Genomic DNA, 23,662 nt, shown 5'->3' with positions numbered 1-23,662 from the left:
GCTACTCCTCTAATAGTTTTTCTACTTGTTCGATTTGTTTGGCAATTGTAAATTGTTGAATGAATTGGCTAGCCTCATTGACATCGAAGTTTGAGGCAGAAGTCATGTAGTTCGTAATTGCCCGAGCTGCCTCTTGATTGCTCTCAATGATTTGTCCAAATCGACCTTCTTGGGATAATTCCTCAGCCCCTCCAACATCCGTAGAGACAAAAGGAAGTCCCAGACTCAAGGCCTCAACATACACTCCAGGAAACCCTTCTTGCTTAGACATAGACAAGAGAACTTTCGTCTGAGATAAATACTGATAAGGATTTTTTTGATAACCAAGGAAATGAACATAGTCCTCAAGTTCATATTCTTTGACCCGTTTTTTCAGTTCCTCTTCCATATCACCTGTACCTATGAAGTAAAGGTGGTAGTTTTTTCCTTTTTGGTGTAATAGTCGTATCACTTCCACCACACGGTCAGAACCCTTATTTTCCTCAATCCGTCCAATGGTACAGATACTTTGAGGTTCAATCTCGATATCGACCTTCTCTTGAGATTTTTCTAGAATAGTCTTAAAATCATAACCATTGTAAACCGTCTGTAATTTTGAAGCATAATCTGGGTAGACTTCCTTGATAGAATGACTGGTCTTTCTTGAAATTCCTACAATGATATCCGCAGTATCTAACTGGCGTTTATGTGATTCCCTTTTTGAGCTATCCTTAAGAAATTCTTCAATACTTCCATGAATCCAAGATATCTTCTTGACTTCTTTTCTTTTAGAAAACAAAAGCGGTGGATTCATAATGGTAAAGGAAACTTCAACATCATAGTCATCTTTCACAAGCAAACGCCGAGTCAGCCTTGGAAAATAAATTCTCATTCTCCACAAAAGAGCTCGTAACCATCTGGCTTGGCGATAATCCTGAAGAGATTTTAAAATTCGTACATGTTTCGGAACAGATTCATATCCCTTGTCAAAATGCTCCATTTCAAGAATATCAATATCATACTTTTCTGGATCCAGATTTGAAACAATGGTAGATAAAATCTTCTCTGCTCCACCTCCGAGAGAAAAAGACCACATAAAAAATAAGATTTTTTTCTTAGCCACCATATTCTCCCTTGTATTCTGTATAAGACTTATCCATATCAGCGATGACAGCATCATGATGTGGTACTTGCTTGTCTGCTGGTGGAGGTGTCATATAATCCCCAAAAGCAGTGCTGAGATAAGCATCATAGCCGACTGGAATAGGCATCTCTGTCTCTTCAAATGGCAAGAAGAGATTATCTTCAAAAGATTCGATTAGGTACTTATTTCTCATGTAACCAGGACCCGAGCATAATTCCGTGATTCCATCGCTCTCAGCTAGACTGTACTTGGTCATTTCTTTTTCAGCTTTTTTCCAAATGCGATAACGAAGAGATTTCGGCGTCAAACCGAGTAAAATGCGACTTCCCCACTTCATAAGTGCGCCATGTTTTTCTGGAATAGTTTGCGCACAAAAAAGAGAATAAATCAAGGCCCAGTGAACCTGCTTTTTCCGCTCAGCTGGATTTTTAGGATAATAATCCAAAGGTAAAACATCCAAGGCCAGACCATGTGGCAAATCCAAATCCTGCTGATAAGGTTTGATACAGGTAGTTTCCTTGTCACGAATGGTAATAAAAAGATTGCGGTCGACAAAATCCTTATTACTCTTTGACAAGAAATAACGCTCATCTGCATAACGAGGCCATAATTCTGCTAATTTTTCATAGTCCTTACGGGGCATAAAAAAGTCTAGGTCGTCGTCCCAAGGAATAAACCCCTTGTTTCGAAGGGCGCCAATAGCACCTCCTCCACAGAGATAACAAAGCAAATCATGTTCCTTGCAAAAAGCCACAAAATATTCAGCCATCTCCAGACTTCGAGCCTGAATTGCTTTTAAATCAGTCATATTGTTCATTATTCTTTCTATCGTATCGTTCCATTATACCACAAATAAGGGATGAAAATCTATTGCAGACTGTAAAAAATCAAAGCCTGACTGCTGGATAAATAGCCTTCAAACTTTGATTTTTCTGTCTTAACTTATCTCATTCCCATTTGAGAGAGCTTGGTTTGATATTTATTTTGGTCTACTAAGAGTGCCTGTCCTCCATAGACATCATAGGCATCTACCCAATCACCTAGTTCTGGAACTGTTAATCTCTCAATGCCATTTTGCGCTCCATCTAGGAAGGATAAACCATTGGTCAATAAGAAACTATAGGGAACATTCGTAGAGGTCATGCCAAAGACCTTACCTAGTGCTTCTGATCCAGTAAAGAGTTTAGTTGGATCCTTGAGTTGTTGTAGAACAGCTGTCAAAACTTGCTGTTGTCTCTTGGTACGACCATAATCACCTTCATCATCATCACGGAAGCGTGCATAATTGAGCAAGGTTGAACCGTTCATCTGCTGCTTCCCGACTTTAATCGTCTGGGTTGGAGACTCTGTTTCTGTAGCATGTAAATCATCTCCCACCGTAGCTTCGGTTAAAGGTTGACCTTCTAAGGTTGAGAATTTTGCATCAATCGTCACGCCATCAGGGAATAGAGTGTCAATAGCGGTTGCGAAGGCCTGGAAGTCTACCAAGGCGTAGTATTTAATATCCAAGTCAAAATTGTCTTTTAGGACTTTTCGAACCATTTCAGCCCCTTTTTGGCCTTCTTGTTCCCCTAGTTCATAGGCCACATTTAACTTATTATCAGACTGCTTTCTACCGTTAATGACTTGGCTATAACCGTCTATATAAACCAAATTGTCACGCATAAAACTGACCAGCTTAATTTTCTTATCTGAGCCACCAACGTTTAGAACCATAATCGAGTCCGTTCTCGTCTCAGCACTGTTTTGGCCAATCCGTCCATCCGTCCCCATAATCAAAATATTGACCCCATCCTTGGTATCTTGACCATGAAAAACTTCTACTTGAGCTGCCTTAGCATTGGCAGGTTTGGTTGGATCCGCATTTGAATAACCTTTTAGGAACATAAAAATCATACCAAAACCAACACAGGCTAGAAGAGCAAGCAATCCTGCAAAAATGCGCCCCCAACGAATCTTACGTTTTTTGGACTTAACCTTTGGAAGAGAATGGCTTTTCTGGTATTTTTTTGCACGACTACGGTTACCATAGGATGGAAGAGGAGACTGATTGATTTGTTCCATGAAAGACTCTTCCATATCATGATTTTCATTATGAATTTCTGGAGAAACTTCACTACCACTAGCCACATTTAACTTACCTTGCAGGTAAGCAAACTCTTTTTTCTCTCGCTCATTAAGGTAATGAATATTCTTAAAGAGATAGTCATAACGCAACTGCTCGTGATGGCTTAAGGGATTTTCTTTACTCATCTTCTCTCCTTTCCATGGTCTGATATTGGATAAATAGGATAGGCACCCAGAACTTTATACTGGATTCCAATCGCTTCTAGTTCTTTTTGGGCAAAGTGGACCAAGTCCTTATCAGCATAGTCCACATCAATAATGAAAAAGTATTCGCCCAGTGCTGTCTTGAGTGGACGACTTTCAATTTTTGTCAGGTCAATTCCTCTCCAAGCAAAGGTCGACAGGGCCTTATAAAGGGCACCTGGAAGATTGTCCGGTAAGGTCAAGGCCAAACTCATTTTCTCAGTTTGTGATTTCAAGGGAATAAAAGGCATTTCAGCTCCCAAAACCCAGAAACGTGTGAAATTGGCTTCCATTTCCTGAATATCCTCAGCAATCAGTTCTAAACCATATTCTTCAGCAGAACTTCTAGGAGCAATGGCTGCATAAGGCTGGTCTGGATGTTCGGAAATAAAACAGGCCGCATAAGCTGTACTAGCTGTTACCTCGATTTGAGCCTCTGGATATTGTTCATCGATGAATTTCTTTCCTTGAGCCAAAGCCTGAGGATGTGAAAAAATCTTTTCAATCTTAGTATGACCTGGAACCACCATCAACTGCTGATGAATGGGTTGAACGATTTCTGCGACTGCTTGGATGCGAGCCTGATGAAAAAGATAGTCCAAGGTTTCATGAACACTACCCTCGATAGAATTTTCAACTGGCACCACAGAATAGTCCACCAAGCCTTGCTCATAGGCCTTGATGACATCTGTAATATTGGCAAAGGCCTGCAATTCCTCCTGAGGAAAAGCTGTCTGTACAACGTGGTGTGAAAATGATCCCTTAGGACCTAGATAAGCAATTTTCATCTTAGTTCCTCTATAATTTCCTCTGGGCTTAGCTTGGTCACATCCAAAATCCGACTAGCCACTTCCTCATACCAAGCCTGTCTTTCTTGGAAAATAGCTGCAAGTTCTTCCTTGCTATTATTTAGAAAAAGCGGACGCTGATTGTCCTTATCAGCTGCGATACGGTGGTAGAGGGTTTCAAAATCAGCTTTCAGGTAGATATTATCTGCATTAGTCTTGAGTAAGTCACGATTTCTCTGAGAAACAACCACTCCTCCACCAGTTGACACAACTCGGTCCGTTTTTAGTAAGTCTGTTAAAACCTCTGACTCCACCTGTCGAAAGGTCGCTTCTCCCTTTTCCGAGAAAAATTCCGCAATGGACATGCCTAAGCGCTTCTCTATCAGAGCATCCATATCGAGATAATCTGGGTCCAAGCCTCTTGCAATAGTCGATTTGCCAGCCCCCATAAATCCTAGTAATACCTTAGCCATGAATCAAGCTCTCCAAATCATCAAAGAAGCTAGGATAGCTGGTATTGATGGCTTCTGCACGGTCAAGCTCCACCTCTCCATCTGCAACCAAGAGGGCTGCGATGGCTGTCATCATGCCGATACGGTGGTCACCAAAAGTATTGACTCTAGCACCGTGAAGGGCTGATTTCCCTTTGATAATCATCCCATCTGCCGTAGGAGTAATATCTGCTCCCATACTATTCAAGGCGTCTGCCACAACCTGAATACGGTCTGTTTCCTTAACCTTGAGTTCCTCAGCATCCTTAATAACTGTTACACCTTGGGCTTGAGTCGCAAGTAGAGCGATAACTGGCAATTCATCAATCAAGCGTGGAATCAAGGCTCCACTAATTTCTATTCCTTTCAAGTCTGAAGACTCGACAATTAAGGTAGCGGATTTAGCGACTGGATCCATTTCAGTAACTTCTAATTTTCCACCGATGGCATGAATGACATCAATGATACCTGTACGCGTTTCGTTAATACCCACATTCTTCAGCACTAGACGAGAATTTGGAACAATCAAACCTGCGACTAGCCAAAAGGCTGCACTGGAAATATCTCCTGGTACGACCACCTTTTGTCCAGTCAGTTTTTGAGGCCCTTGGACTGTGATTTTCTTGCCGTCCACACTTAAATAACCACCAAATTGTTGCAACATATCTTCAGTATGATTACGGGTGCATTCTTTTTCGATAATAACGGACTCCCCCTGGGCCTGCAAGGCTGCAAACATCAAGGCTGACTTGACTTGGGCAGAGGCAATTGGCAACTCATAATGAATAGGTCTTAGGTTTTTCGTCCCTTGCAAACGCAAAGGAGGCAGGTCTCGTGCAGTTTGCCCTGAAATGCTGACGCCCATTTTTTTCAGTGGAATAGTCACACGGTCCATAGGACGTTTGGAAAGACTGTCGTCTCCGAACATCTCTACTTCAAAATCTGCACCAGCAAGGACACCTGAAATCAGACGAATCGAGGTTCCAGAATTTCCCATATCAAGGGCATTTTGCGGCGCTTTTAAGCCATCCATGCCTACACCTTGAATGGTAATAACCCCATCTTTGTCCTCAATTTCAACACCAAGGTCACGAAAAACCTGCATGGTCGAAAGGACGTCTTCGCCACGTAATATATCATAAACCTTGGTCTCACCCTCAGCCAAACTTCCAAAGATAATGGAACGATGACTAATAGACTTGTCACCTGGAACTCGGATACTGCCGTGTAAGTGGCGAATGTTTGTTTTTAGTTTCATACTAGACCTCATACTTGCAATACTTTTACCTATTTTATCATAAAAAGCCAGAAATTCCTTAAAAATTCCTGACTTTAGGATTGTTATTTTCTTATTTTAGCAATTCTGAAACTGGTTCGAAAACAATTTTTTCAATGTCAGAAAGGTAAATGGCTAATTGTTGTTGCTTGGTAAAGAATTCTGACAAGAGGCTGTTCCCCTGAATCTGCTTACCAAAGCCTTCCATTTTAGCTTGGAAGGAAGCATCTGGCATTTGCCCTGTCTGGGCTAGTTTTTGAATTTCCTCTTGGAAAGCAACGTATTCTGTAAAAATTTTGCTTGCCTCAGCATCTGCTGAAATAGCATCTTTAGCTGCTTTGACAGCCTTGTATTCTGGTAATTCGCGTAGACCGCGACTGAGTTCATTTGCACTATCGTAAATATTTGACATAATTTTCTCCTTATTTATTTCTTTTAAAATTACTAATCACTCTGTGGTCTTTATTATTGTGCAATCACTTTTATATGACCTCTTGAATGTCCATTGCTTAATTCCTTATCTGGTATATACTCTATCTTCAAAGTTCCTAAATTAGAACCTGTTTTTATTTCATTTGACATAAGATTATCAAAATAGTTATTTATCTCATCATCAGATAAGGATGATTCAATCGATTTAACAATGTCATGAAATACTTCTTTCATTCCCGCAACACCAGATTCACTATTTTCATTTGTCTGATTAATTGTTACATTGATTTTATCAGTATCATTTGCATGTAAAAGTTCCAAGTAGTATCCGTAGCTTGATGCGAAATATTTTATCTTTATGTTTCCTTTTTTGATATTTTCTAATGGGCTATTAGAATTTTGATTATAGCTATTGATAAACTCATTAATAATCCTATCGTCTACATACTTTGAATTAGTTTTCTCTGAACTTGTTTCTTTCTTGGATGGTTCATTTTTTGTCTCGACACTTGCTTCTGAATTAGTTTTCACGTCTTTTTTATCAGCACAAGCACTAAGTAGGATAAAAGAAATAAAGATAATACCAAATATTGATTTAAGTTTTATTTTTGACATGTTCTTCTCCTTATTTGATGACGACTGTGTAGTCAGTATTTTCTGTTATGAGATGCTCGGCTCGTTCCAAGTCTTGAGCATTTTTAAATGAAATTTGTAGAATCCCGTGAATATCTTCACGGTTTTCCTCATTGATGTGAATATTAACCAAGGAAGTTCCACGTAGCAATTCCAAAATCCTCAGGATGACATCTTCTTCATCGGGAACATCGACATAGAGGTCATAAGAGCTATCCACGCCACCACGCTTATGGATTTCCATAGCCTGACGTTGCTCACGCGCTTGGTTGAAAAAGTTCCAGATTTGCTCTTCATCTCCCTTGCTGATGGCTTGACCAACCTCATCCAACCGTTCCTTGAAATCCTCAATGCGGTCTAGAATAGTCTCACGATTGGACAAGAGAATGGAGGTCCACATACCCGGCTCGCTTTCCGCAATTCGGGTCATATCTCGAAAACCACCTGCCGCAAAGCGCCTTGCCATCTCATGTTCTTGAGCATAGATCGCGGTCTGCTCCATGAGACTAGAAGCCAGAATATGAGGGAAATGGCTAATCTGAGAAGTCACTCGATCGTGCTCCTTGGCATCAATTTCGATAAAACGAGCATGAAGACCTGAAAGCAGTTCCTTCATTTCCTCAAGTGTGGCAGGACTTGTCAGGCTCGAAGGTGTAAAGATATAATAGGCATTTTCAAAGAGATTGACATCTGCAGAAGCAGCCCCAGTCTTGTGACTACCAGCCATGGGATGAGCTCCGACAAAGCGAATAGGCTTGCCAGCCAAATACTGTTCCGCCGCATCTACAATAGCTGACTTGGTCGAACCGGCATCAGAAATAATCACTCCTTCTTTCAAGTCCAAGTTGGCCAATACCTTAATGAAAGCAATGGTTTGTTTGATTGGCAAGCTGAGAATGATGATATCCGCAAGAGGAGCAAAACTAGCAAAATCATCCGTTGCACGGTCAATCATGCCTTCTTTCAAGGCGATATCTCTCGAAGCTTGACTGCGATTATAACCTAAAATTTCATAATCTGGATGATCGCGTTTGATACCTAGGGCCATGGAGGCTCCAATCAAACCAAGACCTGCGATATAGACTGTTTTTGCCATAGGAACTCCTTAATAGTTCTTTGTATAGTCTCGGTGTTTGGCTACTGCTTCTTTTAATTCCTCTAGATTATCTGATGAGAATTTTTCAAGGATTTCTTGTGCCAGAACCGTTGCAACAACGGCTTCCATGACTACACCTGCTGCTGGAAGAGCGGTCGGATCACTTCTCTCCACGGTTGCCTTATAAGGTTCGTGGGTTTCGATATCCACACTCATAAGAGGTTTATAAAGAGTAGGAATGGGTTTCATGACGCCACGAACAACAATTGGTTGCCCATTGGTCATACCACCTTCAAAGCCACCTAGATTATTGGTACGGCGAGTATAGCCGTCTTCTTTAGACCAGAGAATTTCATCCATAACTTGGCTACCTTTGCGGTAACCAGCTTCAAAGCCAAGACCAAATTCAACCCCTTTAAAGGCATTGATAGAAACAACAGCTTGGGCCAATCTTGCATCCAATTTTCTGTCCCATTGGACATAGGAACCAAGACCAACTGGAACACCTCCGACGACTGTCTCCACAACCCCACCGATGGTATCACCGTCACGCTTGATTTGGTCAATATAATCCTTGATTTCCTGTTCCCTTTCTTGGTTGACAATAGAAACTTCTGACTGGGCAGCTCTTTCCTTAATCTCAGCAACCGTGAGATTCTCAGGAACATCGATTTCCTTGCCACCAAAGACTACGACATGGTTGACAATTTCTATATCCAGCTCAGCCAAGAGGCGTTTGGCTACTGCCCCAACTGCCACCCGCATGGTGGTTTCACGGGCAGATGAACGCTCCAAAGAATTTCTCAAATCGTCAAAACGGTACTTGATTCCCCCAACCAAGTCGGCGTGACCGGGACGAGGATGGGTGATTTTTCGTTTGCTTTTAAGGCGGTCTTCAATGTCCTCCACAGACATGATGTCCAGCCATTTTTGGTGGTCCTTATTGATGATATCCATGGTAATAGGAGCCCCTGTCGTCTTCCCATGGCGAACACCCGAAGTAAAGACAACCTGGTCACTCTCAATCTTCATACGACCACCGCGGCCATATCCACCCTGACGACGTTTCAAATCCTCATTGATGTCCTCTGCTGTCAAAGGGAGTCCAGCTGGAATTCCTTCAATGATAGCCGTCAGACGGGGGCCGTGTGATTCTCCTGCAGTTAAATATCTCATACACTCTCCTTATTTTACCAAGTAGTCTTTCATCTCTTCCAGAGAAACTGGGTGAATAGTCGCTGAACCGAGCTCTGGTACCAAGACCAATTTCAAGGTATTGCCACGCGCTTTCTTGTCATGAGTCAAAGCCTGATAAAGCTTGTCAACATCCCAGTTTTCATAATCAACAGGCAAGCCAAATTTCTGACACATATCTGTAATGGACTGAGTTATGCCAGCTGGCATAAGGCCTTTTTCCTCAGCTACCTTGGAAATCTGCACCATGCCCATGGCAACAGCTTCTCCATGCATGACCTTGCCATAACCGGCCGTTGCTTCAATAGCATGACCAATAGTATGGCCAAAATTGAGGTAAAGGCGAACACCATTGTCCAACTCATCCTCAACTACCATCTTACGCTTAACCTGGCAAGAATGTTCAATTAAAGTCTCTGCATGTTCCAGAATGCTCTCTACAGAACCATCTAGCTCCGTCAAGAGAGCCCAAAGTGCTGGATCCTCAATCAAGCCGTACTTGATAACCTCACCCATTCCTTCAATCAACTCTCTTTTTCCGAGAGTTTCAAGAACAAGTGGATCAATCAGAACCCCGTCTGGTTGGGCAAAGGTACCCACCATATTCTTAGCAAATGGAGTATTGACGCCCGTCTTTCCACCGATTGAAGAATCCACCTGGGCAGTCAAACTAGTCGGAATCTGAACAAAGTGAATGCCCCGCATATAGGTAGAGGCTACAAAGCCTGCCAGATCCCCAACGACACCACCTCCGAGAGCCACGATTCCATCACTACGAGTCAGACCTTGCTTGACTAAAAATTCATAGACTTTCTGGACAGTAGTTAAATTCTTTCTTTCTTCGCCTTCTAAAAAGTCAAAAACTGCTACCTGAAAACCAGCATCTTCTATGCTGAGCTTGACCTTCTCTGCATAAAGAGAAGCTACATGGTTATCTGTCACAATGACTACCTTTTGTGGTTGCCAGAGTTCTCGCAACCATTGACCAGCCTGAGCCAGACAACCTTTTTCAATCTGAATATCATAAGGATGATGAGGAATATCGATTCTGATTTTCATAGGAGAATCTCCCTTTCTTTATTGGTATTTTTCTGTTAAGGACTGCCAAATCTCTTCTGTCGGCATTTCCTTTCCTGTCCACAGTTGAAAAGCTTCTGCAGCTTGATAGAGCAACATTCCCAGACCATTGACAACTGGATTCCCCTGACTTCTGGCCCATTTCAAAAATGGTGTTTCAAAGGGTTGGTAAATGATATCTGCTACTAAAAGAGTTTCTGATAGGACAATGTTTTCAGGAACTGGAGATGATTGACCATCCATCCCTACACTTGTTGCATTGACCAGTAAATCCGACCCAGCAATCCTTGCTTGCAGTTCAGGAACATCTTCTAAAGCATACAAGTCCACCTTAAAACCTGTCTGCTCCTGTAACTTGTCTAGGTATGGTCTTGTTTTTTCCATGGAAACTGAACGAACAAAGACTGAAATCTGACTGACACCATCCAAAATAGCCTGTGCCAAGATTGATTTAGCCGCACCACCTGCACCAAGCAGGGTCATCTTTTTACCTGAAATTGTAAAAGAAGGCAAGCTCTTAAAAAATCCCTTGCCATCTGTATTATATCCAATTAAATTGCCATTCTCATTGACAACAGTATTAACCGCACCAATCAAGCGCGCTTCATCGCTCAATTCATCCAAATAAGAAATCACCTGCTCCTTATAGGGCATGGACAGGTTGATGCCAAACATCTGGTAGCGACGAATATTGGCCACTGTTTCTGCCAAGTCACCCGCTTCAATCTCCCAAGCCACGTAAGCACCATTGGTAGCTGTCGCCTCAAAGGCGCTATTGTGAATAAATGGGGAAATAGAATGCTTAATAGGATTGGCAACAACGGCAGCTAAACGTGTATAGCCATCAAGCTTCATCCAAAATCTCCCGAATTTTTTTCATATTAGCTAGGGAAATCTGACCTGGTGCACTTGCCTCATCTAGACTAGCAAAGGACCAGCTAGAACCTGTCACATCCGCAGTGATACGAGAGACCTTACCCACCTTGCCCATAGAAATGGTCACATATTCCTGTTCAGGATTAAGGGTTTTAAATCCTCGTGTATAGTTCATCAGGTCTAGCACATCCTGCTCCGTGTGAGCCATCACCGCGACCTTAACAAGTTTTGGATTTAAGCTCGTCAACTCTGACAAGATTTCCATCATATTTTCAGGTGTTTCTTGGAAATTGTGGTAACTCAAAACGAGATTTGGGAAGTCCAGCATTTCCTCAAAAACATCCTTATAGCTGTAGTACTCAAAATCAATATAATCTGGTTGATAGAGTTGCGCCACTTCCTTGATTAGATGGATATATTCTTCTGGAGAAAGGTCGATTTCTCCCCCTTCAGAGCGAGTTCGCAATGTGAAAACCAACTCACGGCCTGCGAATTTTTCAAAAATCGCTGGAGCTACCTGCAAAATCGCTTCTTTAGGTAGATAGTCGGCACGCCATTCAATGATGTCGGCATCCAGGTACCTCGTGGCATCCAGAGCCTGGGCCTCCTCTAAACTTCTTGGCATTACTGTAACGATTAATTTCATTTACTAACCTTCATACTAATCACCTTGAGGTAATTACTACTTTCATCTTTTTTATTATAGGCGAAATCTGCTGGAAGACTGTATTTGTTTAAAATATGGTAACTTCTTCCTGCAAAGCCTTTATCAATTTGTTCTGTAAATTTCTGGCGGGAAACATTGGCAGCATTGGTACTAGCAATGATAATCCCTCCCGGATTTAAAATCTCAAGACTCTGGGAAATCAACTTGTGATAATCCTTGGCCACAGAGAACGTTTGTTTTTTGTTCCGAGCAAAGCTAGGCGGATCTAGGACAATCACATCATAGGTCAAGTCTTTTCGTTTGGCATACTTGAAATACTCAAAAACATCCATGACTATAAAACGATGGTCGTCTGTACTGATTCCATTTGCCTGAAAATGCGCTTGAGACAATTCTCGTGAACGTTTAGCTAGGTCAACCGAAGTAGTCTGGCTTGCTCCTCCCATGGCCGCAGCCACTGAAAAGGCTGCTGTGTAGGAAAACATATTGAGCAAGGATTTACCCATAGCCAATCCATCCACTAAACTACCGCGAACTTCATGCTGGTCTAGGAAAATCCCTGTCATCAAGCCATCATTCATAAAGACTTGATAGAGGACACCATTTTCCAAAACAGTGAAAAAGTCAGGTGCTTCTTGACCATAAACATGGGCAGATTCATAGTCTAGACCCTTAAAACGGATCTTCTCATAGGTCCCTAAAACCTCAGGAAAAACCTGTCTAAAGGCTTCTGAGATAACCTTGCGAATCTGATATACATAAGAGTTATACCAAGAAAAGACAGCATAGTCGCCATAAAGGTCCACTGTCAGACCGCCAAAACCATCTCCCTCTTGGTTGAAGAGACGAAAGGCAGTTGTCAAATCATCTTGATAGTAGGCACTTCTCTTTTCTTTAGCTTGTCTAAACAGCGTTTCAAAGAAAGCTTGATTGAAGGTCACCTTGTCTTTGCTAACAAACCAGCCCAAGCCCTTGTTTTGCTGAGAAAGGTAGGCAGTACCAAGAAAGTTTCCATCTTGACTATGGACTTCTACTTCCTGATCCTTGAGATTGACATTCTCAAGATCACTGGCTTCTAGTAAAACAAGCCCCTTTGAAAGCTTTTTTTCAACCCTTTTGCTGACTCTTATTTTATTCATAGTCCCTATTATAGCAAATTTTGTGACAATTCTCAAAAAAGAAACTACCCTTGCTTTTTTACTCTAGTTTTAAAAAATGGTATACTAATACTAATAAAAACTTAGGAAGTAATTGTGTGAGAATCAATTTTAACAAAATCCAAAAAGCCATGGGTACCAGACTGGGTTTTGTCCTAACCCTTTTAATCCTCTATTGGCTCAAAACCTTATTAGCCTATGCCGTTGACTTTAATTTAGATATTCAATTGGGCAAGCTGCAAGGGAGTTACCTTGCCTTTATCGCCTTTTTCAATCCCCTTCCCTTGGGACTCCTCCTGCTGGCTCTAGCCCTCTATGCTCGCTCAACCAAGGCCTTTTACAGTCTTAGCATAGCTATTTATAGCCTTTTATTCATTTGGCTCTATTCCAATGTCTTTTACTATCGAGAATTTAGCGACTTTATCACGGCTAATACCATGAAAGTGGTCAGCAAGGTGTCTGTTGGTACTGCGGAACTAGAGTTACTGCGCTTTTGGGATTTCATCTATTTTATGGATTTCCCATTGCTGACTTATCTTCTCTATAAAAAGATCATCCAGCTAGATAGGAGACCTTTCAAATTCCGCTCCAGTGTTGCCATCACTGCTCTCTCGGCCCTGCTCTTTTCAGCTAACCTTTTCTTGGCTGAAATTGAGCGTCCCGATCTCCTGTCGCGAGGATTTTCTAATTATTATATTGTTCGTGCCCTTAGTTTGCCAGCCTTTTTAGGTTATAGCGCCAACCAATCCTACAGTGCAAACAAGGAACGTGCCAAGGCCTCTGAGACTGATCTTCAACCTATTACAGATTATATTCAAGAACATTCTGCTAAGCCCAATCCAGACTATTTTGGCTTGGCCAAAGGAAAAAATGTGATTTATCTCCACTTGGAGAGCTTCCAGCAATTTCTTCTTGACTATAAACTCAACATAGATGGAACTGAGCGTGAAGTCACTCCCTTCCTTAATTCCCTCTACCATTCTCAATCAACCTTAGCCTTTTCTAATATCTTTAACCAAGTCAAGGCTGGTAAAACCTCAGATGCGGAAACCATGCTAGAGACCGGTTTGTTTGGACTTGACCAAGGTTCCTTTATGGTCAATTACGGTGGTACCAATACCCAGCAGGCAGCTCCTTTTATCCTATCAAAAAATGGCTATCAATCGAGTGCAGTCTTTCATGGTAATATTGGGACCTTCTGGAACCGAAATACAACCTACAAACAATGGGGCTACCAATACTTCTTTGATGCTTCCTATTTTACCAAGCAAGACAGTAGCAATTCTTTCCAATATGGTTTAAATGATAAAATCATGATGAAAGATTCTATCCAATATCTAGAGCACTTGCAGCAGCCTTTTTATGCTAAGTATATCACGGTATCCAATCACTATCCCTATGCTAGCAATCTGACAGGCGATGAGCTTGGTTTCCCACTGGCTAAAACCAAAGATGAAACAATCAACGGCTACTTCCAAACAGCTAACTATCTGGATAGTGCCATCAAGTCCTTCTTTGACTATCTCAAAGAAAGTGGCCTCTATGAAAAATCCATCATCGTCATCTACGGAGACCATTATGGAATTTCTAACTCCCGCAATCCTGACCTGGCTCCTTTAATTGGCAAGACTTCTGAGAACTGGTCGAATTACGACAATGCCATGTTGCAACGAGTGCCTTTTATGGTGGTCATGCCTGGCTATGAAAAAGGACAAATCATCAATACCTACGGTGGACAAATCGATATCTTACCGACTCTCGAACACCTCCTTGGTATTGAGTCCAATTCCTTCCTTCAAGTTGGTCAAGACCTTCTGTCTCCAGATCATCAAGAAATCATTGCCTTTCGAACTGCCAATTCCTTCGTCACACCAAAATATACTAGCTATGACGGACGAACCTACTATACTGAGAGCGGTCTTGAAATCAGCAATCTTGATGAACAAGCTCAGACTGAACTAGAAATTGTTCGTCAAGCAGCTAGTCAACAGCTGAAAACCAGCGATCAGATTCAAACTGGCGATTTGATACGTTTCTACCAAGCAGATCATCTTGGAAAAGTTGATACAGAAAGTATTTCTTACCTCAATTCTTTACCAATTCTGCAAAAGATTGAGCAGGAAAAAGGTAGTCAATCAACGAGCCTCTTTAGCCAACGACAAGGCAAAACCAGTACTAACCTTTTCAAGGCACCAAGTTACCAAGAACTCCACCCAGAGTCGGCTGAAGCTGAATCAAAATCACAATAAAAAATGCTCTTCCGCCTTGGAGGAGCATTTCTTTTTATCAATGAAAATCAAAGAGGAAACTAGCCTCAGGTTTACTGTGAGATTGTAGATAGATTGATAGTCTGTATCAGTAATATGTGTCTGTCAAATTTAGTGACGAAGATAGATGAGAAGATAAATCAGCTTCAGCAGATATATGGAAAATTTAATTATATATAATATATAAAAGCCTTTTGTTACAAATTCAATATACTATCGATAAATAATATTATAGAAGCAACAATTATTATAATTTCACCTATCTGCATAATCCTATTTCGAACTTTAAATATATGTTCTATCAAAAATACTTGGACCACACACATTATAGGAATTAACGTTTTTGAAATTGAAAAATATCCAAATAAATAAACTATAAACAACCAAAATAGAACTATGTGATATTTCTTATTCAAAACATTCCTCCCTATATTTTTTGATTACCAATCGTAATAATTTATAATTACGTTATAAATTATGAAAGCGATTTGTCAAATGAGATTTATCAAGATAGCAACCAACTAGCTCATCTTTTTTCTATTTCTGTCAATATGCGTGACAGGTAATAATAATAGCTAAAAATAGCAAGGCCAAGCAATAGGATAAGAACTCCTACTCCCAAGCTAATGGCAAGGATAGGGGAGAGAGACCGAACCAAGAATATGCTCCCTATTACAAGGGCCATTAAGATTGCACTATAAACCAAAATCAAAACTATTGCTACTATACGATTTGAACGGTTCACCAGGTCCGTAATGTTACTCCAATTGGTTGACAGATTTTTCACGTCCTTAAGGTAATGGTGGCAAGAAAGGATGACACTTGCAAAGATCCAGGCCACAATAAGGTAAATCATCGAAAGAATGGGCAAGCCTAGATATAGAGAAAGACCAAGTAAAGTCAAGATAGGTAAAAAGGACTGGACAGCAAAAATAATCCAAAATTTCACTTTCACATAACGAGCAAAGTCAAAGGGTAAACTCTTCAGAAAATCAACATTTTCCCTCTCCAAGGACAAGGCAATTGAATGTAGGCTGGTGATATTGTTATTAACAACCGCTATAAACAATCCTATAAAAAACAAGGGTAACCAGTATGGAGGATGAATATCTGGAACTATCTGAGAATCTCGGATTTTGGAAATCAGACCAATCATCATGAGATAAGGAAGGAAAGCACTTGTAAAAAGCACTGTAATCACGCCAGTCCCCTGTCCCAAGAGGGTGAGGTGGTAGCGTAAAACCATACGGAAAAAGCCCTTTTTATTAGTAGTTGAAATTCTCTCCTTATTGCGACGTTCTTTCTTGACCTTCTCCTCACTGTTAAGCAGAATCACATCATAAAAACGAGGAAAAACCTTCTTTTTGCTCAAGTAAAGTAAGAAGAGAGTTAGTCCTATCCAAGCGAGCAGACCCAGGATGGCTTCTGTCGAAAAAGGCTCCACTGCTATTTTGTAAAAGAGATGAATAGGATAAAGAAGAGGTGGAATGTCTCTAACTCTGTCAACTATAACTCCAGAAGTCGACTGTAGAAAGAAGACAAATATTAAAGGTATGAGAACCCCTATCCCAATCATCACATTCGAAAAAATAGACTGATACTTTCTGAAGACCCTAGTCTGAGCCAAGAAATGTACTGCCACTACCATCGCTAAAGTAACAGAGACAAATAATAAGGTCAAGGACAGTAGCATCAAAGGCAAGCCTAGCCAAAGAGAAGGTGCTAGCCTAATATAGAGGACTAGAAAATAAGCTAGGATTGGTACAATTCCAGGCAGAGCTGGCAAGAGGACAGACAGTCCTTTAGCGATTATAATCTCTGATTCTTTAAAGGCATAGGGCCTATAGGAGACCAGGTCCTTACTCTCATAAAAGACATTGTAAAAAGCTGTTAAAGAAGTTGAAAAGGCAATCACTAGTAAAATAGCAACCATGAAGCTAAAATAAACAGGCATTTCCTCAAAAGGAAAACGAAAGGCTATATTTATAAACATGAAAAGCATCAAGAGACTAGAAAAAATGTAAGAACTTAGGACTCTAGCGGAAACATTTACTTTTTTCCCAGGATTCTTAGCCTGCTTCTTTCGTAGATTAGCCAGATTAGCTTCTTGAGATGAATAGAGGATATTGATATCAACTAATTTTTTAATGACCTTGAGACGCATCCGCAACCTCCTCTTTTCTACCAGCAAGACTAAGGTAGATACTTTCCAAAGACTGTTCTGGGTGGTCTTTTCTCAAGTCCTCTACGCTACCACAATAGATCAAATGCCCCTTTTTTAAAATGGCAATTCGATCACAGACTTGCTCGGCTACCTCTAGGACATGGGTTGAAAACAAGACAGTCTTACCTTTTTGCGCATGTTCCTTCATCATTTGCTTCAAATCAAAGGCAGCCTGGGGATCCAAACCTGTCAAGGGTTCATCCAAGACCCAAATATCAGGATCAGACAAGAGTGCTCCGATAACAAAGACTTTCTGACGCATTCCGTGAGAAAGGGTTTCAATAACCTGATAGCGGTTTTCAGCAAAATCAAAAACGTTCAATAGCCTAGCTAGACTAGCCTCCAAGTCAGAGCTAGTTAGCTCATAGGATGAGGCAATCAATTCCCAAAATTCATTGGCCGTTAAGCGTAAAAATAAGTCAGGCGAGTCTGCTACGTAGCCAATCTTTCGTTTAATAGCCAAGCGATTTTCAGATAACTCCTGACCGTCTACCAAAATACAACCACTGCTGGGTGAAATAATACTGACTAAGGATTTTATGGTGGTCGATTTTCCAGCTCCATTATGGCCAATCAAGCCCATAATCTCTCCATTTTCAATCTGCAAATTGAGATTGCTCAAGGCCTCTTTATCACCATACAACTTACTAACATTTTGAAATTCAATCATGAGAAATCTCCTCTCTTTATCTATGTAATTCACTATCATTATAGCGCTTTCATTTTAAAAATCAACACTTTATCTTGAATAGTTGAAATACATGTCTTCTATTTTACGCAAACGTTTGAGCTAACCGATACTTTATGATAGAATAAAGAACAAGATTGACAAGTAAGAGGAAAAATCATGCAAAATCAAACACTCATGCAATACTTTGAATGGTATCTGCCCCATGACGGCCAGCACTGGACGCGTCTGGCTGAAGATGCTCAACACCTTGCTAATCTCGGTATTAGTCATGTCTGGATGCCACCAGCTTTTAAGGCAACCAATGAAAAAGATGTCGGCTATGGTGTCTATGACCTATTTGACCTTGGAGAGTTCAACCAAAAAGGGACAGTCCGTACCAAGTATGGTTTCAAAGAAGACTATCTTCAAGCTATTCAAGCCCTAAAAGCACAGGGAATCCAGCCTATGGCCGATGTGGTACTCAACCACAAGGCTGCAGCCGATCACATGGAAGCCTTTCAGGTTATCGAAGTAGACCCTGTAGACCGTACGGTTGAACTTGGAGAACCCTTCACCATCAATGGCTGGACTAGCTTTACCTTCGATGGTCGCCAAGATACCTACAATGACTTCCACTGGCACTGGTACCACTTCACAGGTACAGACTATGATGCCAAACGCCGTAAGTCTGGGATTTATCTGATCCAAGGTGACAATAAAGGCTGGGCAAATGAGGAATTGGTCGATAACGAAAACGGAAACTATGACTACCTCATGTATGCCGACCTAGACTTTAAACATCCTGAAGTCATTCAAAATATCTATGACTGGGCTGAATGGTTCATGGAGACAACTGGTGTAGCTGGTTTCCGCTTGGATGCCGTTAAGCACATTGACTCTTTCTTCATGCGCAATTTCATCCGAGATATGAAGGAAAGATACGGTGACGATTTCTATGTTTTTGGTGAATTCTGGAATCCTGACAAGGAAGCCAATCTGGACTATCTTGAAAAAACGGAAGAACGCTTTGACCTTGTCGATGTTCGTCTACACCAGAATCTCTTTGAAGCCAGTCAAGCTGGCGCAAACTATGACCTTCGTGGTATTTTCACAGATAGCTTGGTTGAACTCAAGCCTGATAAGGCTGTGACCTTTGTCGACAACCATGATACCCAACGAGGACAAGCCCTTGAATCGACTGTTGAAGAATGGTTCAAACCAGCAGCCTATGCCCTCATTCTGTTACGCCAAAATGGCCTTCCATGTGTCTTTTACGGCGACTACTATGGGATTTCAGGGCAGTATGCTCAACAAGATTTCAAAGAAGTCCTTGACCGCCTCCTAGCCATCCGAAAAGACTTGGCCTATGGAGAACAAAATGACTACTTTGATGATCCTAACTGTATCGGTTGGGTACGTTCAGGTGCTGAAAATCAATCCCCAATCGCAGTTCTCATCTCAAATGACCAAGAAAACAGCAAATCAATGTTTATCGGCCAAGAATGGGCTAACCAAACCTTTGTAGATCTACTTGAAAACCACCAAGCTCAAGTTATCATCGATGAGGAAGGTTATGGACAATTCCCTGTCTCAGCTGCTTCGGTAAGTGTCTGGGCAGCCAATACTATCTAATAGCTTATAATCATCAAGCCAGATCCAAGCGGATTTGGTTTTTTTGTATTCACAAAAAGACCTACCCAAGTGGATAGATCTTTATTATCTTACAATTTACCTGCTACTGAATCCAACAATTCTTGGATCTTAGCTTGGTTGCTTCCTCCTGCCATGGCCATGTCTGGTTTACCACCACCACGTCCATCGACGATTGGTGCTAATTCTTTGACAAGGTTTCCTGCATGAAGGTCTTTTGTCTTGCTTGCTACAAGGACATTAACTTTGTCCCCAATTGCTGCAACAAGGACAAGAAGATCAGAGTAGTCTTTTTGTTTCCAGTTATCCGCAAAAGTACGAAGGGCACCAGCGTCAGATACAGATACTTGGCTAGCAATGTAACGGTGACCATTGACTTCCTTCACATCCTTGAAGATGTCGCCTGCGGCTGCAGCTGCGGCTTTTTCTTTCAACTCAGCATTTTCCTTTTGAAGTTGACGAAGTTGTTCTTGGAGTCCTTCTACCTTGTGAGGCACTTCCTTGACTTGAGGTGCTTTCAAGGTTGCTGCGACAGCTTTAAGAGCGTCTTCTTGTTCACGGTAGGCTTCAAAGGCTTCCTTACCAGTCACTGCCAAGATACGGCGAGTTCCTGATCCGATCCCTTCTTCTTTGACAATCTTGAAGAGACCAATCTCAGAAGTGTTGCCAACGTGGGTACCACCACAAAGCTCGATAGAGTAGTCACCGATAGTGACAACACGGACTTCCTTGCCGTATTTCTCACCAAAGAGGGCCATAGCACCCATTTCTTTGGCAGTGTCAATATCCGTTTCAACAGTTTCTACAGCAATGGCTTCCCAGATTTTCTCATTGACTTGCTGCTCAATCGCACGCAATTCTTCAGCAGTCACAGCTTGGAAATGGGTAAAGTCAAAGCGAAGGAATTCAACTTCGTTAAGAGATCCTGCTTGTGTTGCATGGTTTCCAAGGATATTATGAAGGGCAGCGTGAAGCAAGTGAGTCGCAGTGTGGTTTTTCATAACACGGTGACGACGATTTGTATCAATTGCCAAGGTATATTCTTGGTTCAAAGCAAGCGGTGCAAGAACTTCAACCGTGTGAAGAGCTTGTCCGTTTGGTGCTTTTTGCACATTTGTCACAGTAGCCACAACCTTACCTGACTCATCCAAGATTTGTCCGTGGTCAGCTACCTGTCCACCCATTTCAGCGTAGAATGGCGTTTCCGCAAAGATAAGTGAGGCAGTTCCTTCTGACACAGCTTCTACTTCTGCATTGTCAGCCACAATAGCCACCAATTTAGAAGACAATTGGCTAGCATTGTAGTTGAAGACACTTTCCACTGTGATGTTTTGAAGAGTTTCATTTTGCATACCCATTGAACCACCCTTGACAGCTGACGCACGCGCACGTTCTTGCTGTTCTTTCATAGCTGCTTCAAATCCTTCACGGTCCACAGTCATACCAGCTTCTTCAGCGATTTCTTCAGTCAATTCAACTGGGAATCCATAAGTGTCGTAAAGTTTAAATACATCTGAACCAGCAATGACAGATTGACCTTTTTCTTTCAAATCAGCTACAATGCCTTGGGCAAAGTGTTGACCTGAGTGAAGAGTACGGGCAAATGATTCTTCTTCGCTTTTAACGATTTTTTCGATAAAGTCACGTTTTTCAAGCACTTCTGGGTAGTAGCTTTCCATGATCTTACCAACGGTTGGAACGAGTTTGTAAAGGAAAGGCTCGTTGATTCCCAATTTTTGACCATGCATAGAAGCACGACGGAGAAGACGACGAAGGACATAACCACGACCTTCATTCCCTGGAAGGGCACCATCACCGATGGCAAATGAAAGTGAACGGATGTGGTCAGCGATAACTTTAAAGCTCATGTTGTCGCCATCTTGGTCATAGACCTTACCAGACAATTTCTCCACTTCACGAATGATTGGCATGAAGAGGTCTGTTTCGAAGTTGGTCTTAGCCCCTTGGATAACGGCCACCAAACGCTCCAAACCAGCGCCCGTATCAATGTTCTTGTGTGGCAATTCCTTGTATTCGCTACGAGGAACAGCAGGGTCTGCGTTAAATTGTGACAATACGATGTTCCAGATTTCGATGTAACGGTCGTTTTCGATATCTTCTGCAAGGAGACGAAGACCGATATTTTCTGGGTCAAAGGCTTCACCACGGTCAAAGAAGATTTCTGTATCTGGGCCAGAAGGTCCCGCACCAATTTCCCAGAAGTTGTCCTCGATTGGAATCAAGTGACTTGGGTCCACTCCCACTTCAATCCAACGGTTGTATGAATCTTTATCGTCTGGATAGTAGGTCATGTAAAGTTTCTCAGCTGGGAAGTCAAACCATTCTGGGCTTGTCAAAAGCTCATAAGCCCAAGTGATAGCTTCGTCACGGAAGTAATCCCCGATAGAGAAGTTCCCCAACATTTCAAACATGGTATGGTGACGTGCAGTCTTTCCTACGTTTTCGATGTCGTTGGTACGGATAGCCTTTTGAGCATTGGTAATACGTGGATTTTCAGGGATGATGGTCCCGTCAAAGTATTTCTTAAGAGTTGCTACCCCAGAGTTGATCCACAAAAGTGTTGGATCATTTACAGGAACCAAGCTCACTGATGGTTCTACAGAGTGACCTTTGGTCGCCCAGAAATCAAGCCACATTTGGCGTACTTGTGCACTAGATAGTTGTTTCATATTGTCTCCTTATTACTTGTTTAATGTGATTGGCTTTCCAGCATCTCCACATAGTCAATCGCGACGCAGAGGGAAATGACTAGGTCTGCATAAGCGTCCTCAAGAACCGTTACGGTATAGGTAGAGGTCAGATGGAAGAGTTCCTTCTTAATTTCCGCAATCAGCTGATCGCGATCATCCAGCAATTTGAAATCCAAATCCCAGATATTGCCCTCGATACGAAGACCTAGATTATCAAACTCATACTTATCTCGCCAGAAGGTCAACTTCTTACGAATGACAAAACTCGAGCCATCCTGAAGCTGAATCTCAAAACGAGGGAGCAAGGTCAAGATTTCTTTACTAATCTGACTGACCTGTTCACCAGCCGCATCATAGATGGTAAAAGTTTTGGGAATCTTAAAAAATGATCCTCCACCTGATAGGCGATTTCTCCCCTGTCATCCTTGATAGCGAAGCGTTCGCCTCCAAGACGAAACTTTTGTTTGACAAGAAATGTTTTCATCAACACCTCCAAAAATCAAAAGACAAGCTCATATCACGAAGGGCGAAAAACCGCGGTACCACCTTCATTCAATGAACTTGTCATTCTCTTATTCTTATGCAATTGTTAAATTGAGTAGCATGACTTCCTAGCTTAGATGGCTCGCAGCACCGCCATTTCTCTGGACTAAGACAACTGAAAATCAATTCTCAACTTTCTTATTATAACGTTTTTCTAAGCTTGCGTCAACTGGAAATCGTCTCCGTTGAATCAGAGCAATTCTCTACATCTCCGATTACTTTTTCAGAATATATTTTTTCTTACTGCTATCACTCTTTTTATCCCAACTTTTATCCCAAAGTTTTGAATTGTTAAAGATAGCTACGAAAATATTTGCAAATATAAAGAACCCTATCACCAAATGTATGGAATCAGTTGTTAGGTATTGTCGATCCAAACCATCCTTTAGATAAAATAGTATATATGTTTGCTGAACAGTCAAAAAGGTTGGCCAGAAACTTTTTTTGAAAAAAGTAGACATTTCCATTGTTTGTTAC

20 protein-coding genes and 1 pseudogene are annotated in these 23,662 nt (G+C 41.5%); 2 read left to right on the top strand and 19 right to left on the bottom strand.

Features of this window, described 5'->3' with window-relative positions:
* Nucleotide 1 precedes the first annotated feature (1 nt).
* The 14 genes from ACLNCW_RS05495 to ACLNCW_RS05430 all read right to left on the bottom strand — a co-directional run bounded on the left by ACLNCW_RS05495 (nt 2) and on the right by ACLNCW_RS05430 (nt 13,102).
* Nucleotides 2–1,105: a glycosyltransferase gene (locus ACLNCW_RS05495; RefSeq protein WP_125454673.1), complete on the bottom strand. Its 1,104-nt coding sequence runs from the start codon at nt 1,103–1,105 to the stop codon at nt 2–4.
* On the bottom strand, nt 1,095–1,940 hold the full coding sequence (locus ACLNCW_RS05490; protein ID WP_141230763.1) for a LicD family protein: 846 nt from the start codon (nt 1,938–1,940) through the stop codon (nt 1,095–1,097). The genes ACLNCW_RS05495 and ACLNCW_RS05490 overlap by 11 nt, the downstream gene beginning before the upstream one ends.
* 125 nt (nt 1,941–2,065) lie before the next feature.
* On the bottom strand, nt 2,066–3,376 hold the full coding sequence (locus ACLNCW_RS05485) for an LCP family protein (protein ID WP_237446969.1): 1,311 nt from the start codon (nt 3,374–3,376) through the stop codon (nt 2,066–2,068).
* Nucleotides 3,373–4,221 carry a prephenate dehydratase gene (gene pheA, locus ACLNCW_RS05480; RefSeq protein WP_261081695.1) on the bottom strand — a complete coding sequence of 283 codons (849 nt, stop codon included), beginning with the start codon at nt 4,219–4,221 and terminating at the stop codon, nt 3,373–3,375. The genes ACLNCW_RS05485 and pheA overlap by 4 nt, the downstream gene beginning before the upstream one ends.
* Nucleotides 4,218–4,694: a shikimate kinase gene (locus ACLNCW_RS05475; RefSeq protein WP_033684918.1), complete on the bottom strand. Its 477-nt coding sequence runs from the start codon at nt 4,692–4,694 to the stop codon at nt 4,218–4,220. The genes pheA and ACLNCW_RS05475 overlap by 4 nt, the downstream gene beginning before the upstream one ends.
* Nucleotides 4,687–5,970 carry a 3-phosphoshikimate 1-carboxyvinyltransferase gene (aroA, locus tag ACLNCW_RS05470; RefSeq protein ID WP_424845471.1) on the bottom strand — a complete coding sequence of 428 codons (1,284 nt, stop codon included), beginning with the start codon at nt 5,968–5,970 and terminating at the stop codon, nt 4,687–4,689. Before aroA ends, ACLNCW_RS05475 begins: the two co-directional genes overlap by 8 nt.
* 91 nt (nt 5,971–6,061) lie before the next feature.
* Nucleotides 6,062–6,400 carry a YlbF/YmcA family competence regulator gene (locus tag ACLNCW_RS05465; RefSeq protein ID WP_000065978.1) on the bottom strand — a complete coding sequence of 113 codons (339 nt, stop codon included), beginning with the start codon at nt 6,398–6,400 and terminating at the stop codon, nt 6,062–6,064.
* Between the two features lie 53 nt (nt 6,401–6,453).
* The gene (locus tag ACLNCW_RS05460; RefSeq protein WP_078238280.1) at nt 6,454–7,035 is read right to left on the bottom strand and encodes a hypothetical protein; all 582 of its coding nucleotides are present in this window, start codon (nt 7,033–7,035) and stop codon (nt 6,454–6,456) included.
* Between the two features lie 10 nt (nt 7,036–7,045).
* Nucleotides 7,046–8,149, bottom strand: coding sequence for a prephenate dehydrogenase (locus ACLNCW_RS05455; RefSeq protein ID WP_078238279.1), 1,104 nt, complete (start codon nt 8,147–8,149; stop codon nt 7,046–7,048).
* Nucleotides 8,150–8,158: 9 nt separating this feature from the next.
* Nucleotides 8,159–9,325: a chorismate synthase gene (gene aroC, locus ACLNCW_RS05450; protein WP_049502175.1), complete on the bottom strand. Its 1,167-nt coding sequence runs from the start codon at nt 9,323–9,325 to the stop codon at nt 8,159–8,161.
* Nucleotides 9,326–9,334: 9 nt separating this feature from the next.
* Complete coding sequence (gene aroB, locus ACLNCW_RS05445) at nt 9,335–10,402, bottom strand: 3-dehydroquinate synthase (protein WP_033686755.1); 1,068 nt, start codon at nt 10,400–10,402, stop codon at nt 9,335–9,337.
* 18 nt (nt 10,403–10,420) lie between these two features.
* Nucleotides 10,421–11,275 (bottom strand): shikimate dehydrogenase, encoded by an 855-nt coding sequence (locus ACLNCW_RS05440; protein ID WP_247952837.1) that lies wholly within the window; start codon nt 11,273–11,275, stop codon nt 10,421–10,423.
* Complete coding sequence (aroD, locus tag ACLNCW_RS05435) at nt 11,265–11,942, bottom strand: type I 3-dehydroquinate dehydratase (protein WP_424845470.1); 678 nt, start codon at nt 11,940–11,942, stop codon at nt 11,265–11,267. Before aroD ends, ACLNCW_RS05440 begins: the two co-directional genes overlap by 11 nt.
* Nucleotides 11,939–13,102 carry a class I SAM-dependent rRNA methyltransferase gene (locus tag ACLNCW_RS05430; RefSeq protein ID WP_424845469.1) on the bottom strand — a complete coding sequence of 388 codons (1,164 nt, stop codon included), beginning with the start codon at nt 13,100–13,102 and terminating at the stop codon, nt 11,939–11,941. Before ACLNCW_RS05430 ends, aroD begins: the two co-directional genes overlap by 4 nt.
* Nucleotides 13,103–13,251: 149 nt before the next feature.
* Here ACLNCW_RS05430 and ACLNCW_RS05425 point away from each other — a divergent pair, with 149 nt between their 5' ends.
* A complete protein-coding gene (locus tag ACLNCW_RS05425) occupies nt 13,252–15,369 on the top strand; it encodes an LTA synthase family protein (RefSeq protein WP_424845485.1) in 2,118 nt (705 codons plus the stop codon).
* 544 nt (nt 15,370–15,913) lie between these two features.
* Here the strand turns inward: ACLNCW_RS05425 and ACLNCW_RS05420 are convergent.
* Nucleotides 15,914–17,551 carry a hypothetical protein gene (locus ACLNCW_RS05420; protein ID WP_424845468.1) on the bottom strand — a complete coding sequence of 546 codons (1,638 nt, stop codon included), beginning with the start codon at nt 17,549–17,551 and terminating at the stop codon, nt 15,914–15,916.
* A complete protein-coding gene (locus tag ACLNCW_RS05415) occupies nt 17,532–18,281 on the bottom strand; it encodes an ABC transporter ATP-binding protein (RefSeq protein WP_424845467.1) in 750 nt (249 codons plus the stop codon). The genes ACLNCW_RS05420 and ACLNCW_RS05415 overlap by 20 nt, the downstream gene beginning before the upstream one ends.
* Before the next feature lie 177 nt (nt 18,282–18,458).
* Here ACLNCW_RS05415 and ACLNCW_RS05410 point away from each other — a divergent pair, with 177 nt between their 5' ends.
* A complete protein-coding gene (locus ACLNCW_RS05410; RefSeq protein WP_049499670.1) occupies nt 18,459–19,913 on the top strand; it encodes an alpha-amylase in 1,455 nt (484 codons plus the stop codon).
* A gap of 89 nt (nt 19,914–20,002) precedes the next feature.
* Here ACLNCW_RS05410 and alaS read toward each other — a convergent pair whose 3' ends face one another.
* The 3 genes and pseudogenes from alaS to ACLNCW_RS05395 all read right to left on the bottom strand — a co-directional run bounded on the left by alaS (nt 20,003) and on the right by ACLNCW_RS05395 (nt 23,652).
* Nucleotides 20,003–22,621, bottom strand: a complete 2,619-nt coding sequence (gene alaS / locus ACLNCW_RS05405; RefSeq protein WP_424845466.1) for an alanine--tRNA ligase — start codon at nt 22,619–22,621, stop codon at nt 20,003–20,005.
* A 20-nt stretch (nt 22,622–22,641) separates the two neighbouring features.
* Nucleotides 22,642–23,126 (bottom strand): annotated as a pseudogene (locus ACLNCW_RS05400) (LURP-one-related/scramblase family protein).
* Between the two features lie 274 nt (nt 23,127–23,400).
* Nucleotides 23,401–23,652: a hypothetical protein gene (locus ACLNCW_RS05395; RefSeq protein WP_033684910.1), complete on the bottom strand. Its 252-nt coding sequence runs from the start codon at nt 23,650–23,652 to the stop codon at nt 23,401–23,403.
* Nucleotides 23,653–23,662: the final 10 nt, after the last annotated feature.

This window comes from Streptococcus sp. CL6.22, assembly GCF_049738055.1.
Classification (GTDB): Bacteria; Bacillota; Bacilli; order Lactobacillales; family Streptococcaceae; genus Streptococcus; species Streptococcus mitis_DJ.
The sequence above is the reverse complement of the archived record's forward strand: the minus strand, read 5'-3'. Positions and strand labels throughout refer to the sequence as shown.

Coding starts and splice junctions, on each gene's coding strand:
- ACLNCW_RS05430 (WP_424845469.1), bottom strand. CDS start 13,102: ATGAATAAAATAAGAGTCAGCAAAAGGGTTGAAAAAAAGCTTTCAAAG.
- ACLNCW_RS05440 (WP_247952837.1), bottom strand. CDS start 11,275: ATGAAGCTTGATGGCTATACACGTTTAGCTGCCGTTGTTGCCAATCCT.
- ACLNCW_RS05485 (WP_237446969.1), bottom strand. CDS start 3,376: ATGAGTAAAGAAAATCCCTTAAGCCATCACGAGCAGTTGCGTTATGAC.
- ACLNCW_RS05395 (WP_033684910.1), bottom strand. CDS start 23,652: ATGGAAATGTCTACTTTTTTCAAAAAAAGTTTCTGGCCAACCTTTTTG.
- ACLNCW_RS05410 (WP_049499670.1), top strand. CDS start 18,459: ATGCAAAATCAAACACTCATGCAATACTTTGAATGGTATCTGCCCCAT.
- ACLNCW_RS05490 (WP_141230763.1), bottom strand. CDS start 1,940: ATGAACAATATGACTGATTTAAAAGCAATTCAGGCTCGAAGTCTGGAG.
- aroD (WP_424845470.1), bottom strand. CDS start 11,942: ATGAAATTAATCGTTACAGTAATGCCAAGAAGTTTAGAGGAGGCCCAG.
- ACLNCW_RS05465 (WP_000065978.1), bottom strand. CDS start 6,400: ATGTCAAATATTTACGATAGTGCAAATGAACTCAGTCGCGGTCTACGC.
- ACLNCW_RS05475 (WP_033684918.1), bottom strand. CDS start 4,694: ATGGCTAAGGTATTACTAGGATTTATGGGGGCTGGCAAATCGACTATT.
- ACLNCW_RS05495 (WP_125454673.1), bottom strand. CDS start 1,105: ATGGTGGCTAAGAAAAAAATCTTATTTTTTATGTGGTCTTTTTCTCTC.
- pheA (WP_261081695.1), bottom strand. CDS start 4,221: ATGAAAATTGCTTATCTAGGTCCTAAGGGATCATTTTCACACCACGTT.
- aroC (WP_049502175.1), bottom strand. CDS start 9,325: ATGAGATATTTAACTGCAGGAGAATCACACGGCCCCCGTCTGACGGCT.
- ACLNCW_RS05425 (WP_424845485.1), top strand. CDS start 13,252: ATGGGTACCAGACTGGGTTTTGTCCTAACCCTTTTAATCCTCTATTGG.
- aroA (WP_424845471.1), bottom strand. CDS start 5,970: ATGAAACTAAAAACAAACATTCGCCACTTACACGGCAGTATCCGAGTT.
- ACLNCW_RS05415 (WP_424845467.1), bottom strand. CDS start 18,281: ATGATTGAATTTCAAAATGTTAGTAAGTTGTATGGTGATAAAGAGGCC.
- ACLNCW_RS05455 (WP_078238279.1), bottom strand. CDS start 8,149: ATGGCAAAAACAGTCTATATCGCAGGTCTTGGTTTGATTGGAGCCTCC.
- ACLNCW_RS05420 (WP_424845468.1), bottom strand. CDS start 17,551: ATGCGTCTCAAGGTCATTAAAAAATTAGTTGATATCAATATCCTCTAT.
- ACLNCW_RS05460 (WP_078238280.1), bottom strand. CDS start 7,035: ATGTCAAAAATAAAACTTAAATCAATATTTGGTATTATCTTTATTTCT.
- aroB (WP_033686755.1), bottom strand. CDS start 10,402: ATGAAAATCAGAATCGATATTCCTCATCATCCTTATGATATTCAGATT.
- alaS (WP_424845466.1), bottom strand. CDS start 22,621: ATGAAACAACTATCTAGTGCACAAGTACGCCAAATGTGGCTTGATTTC.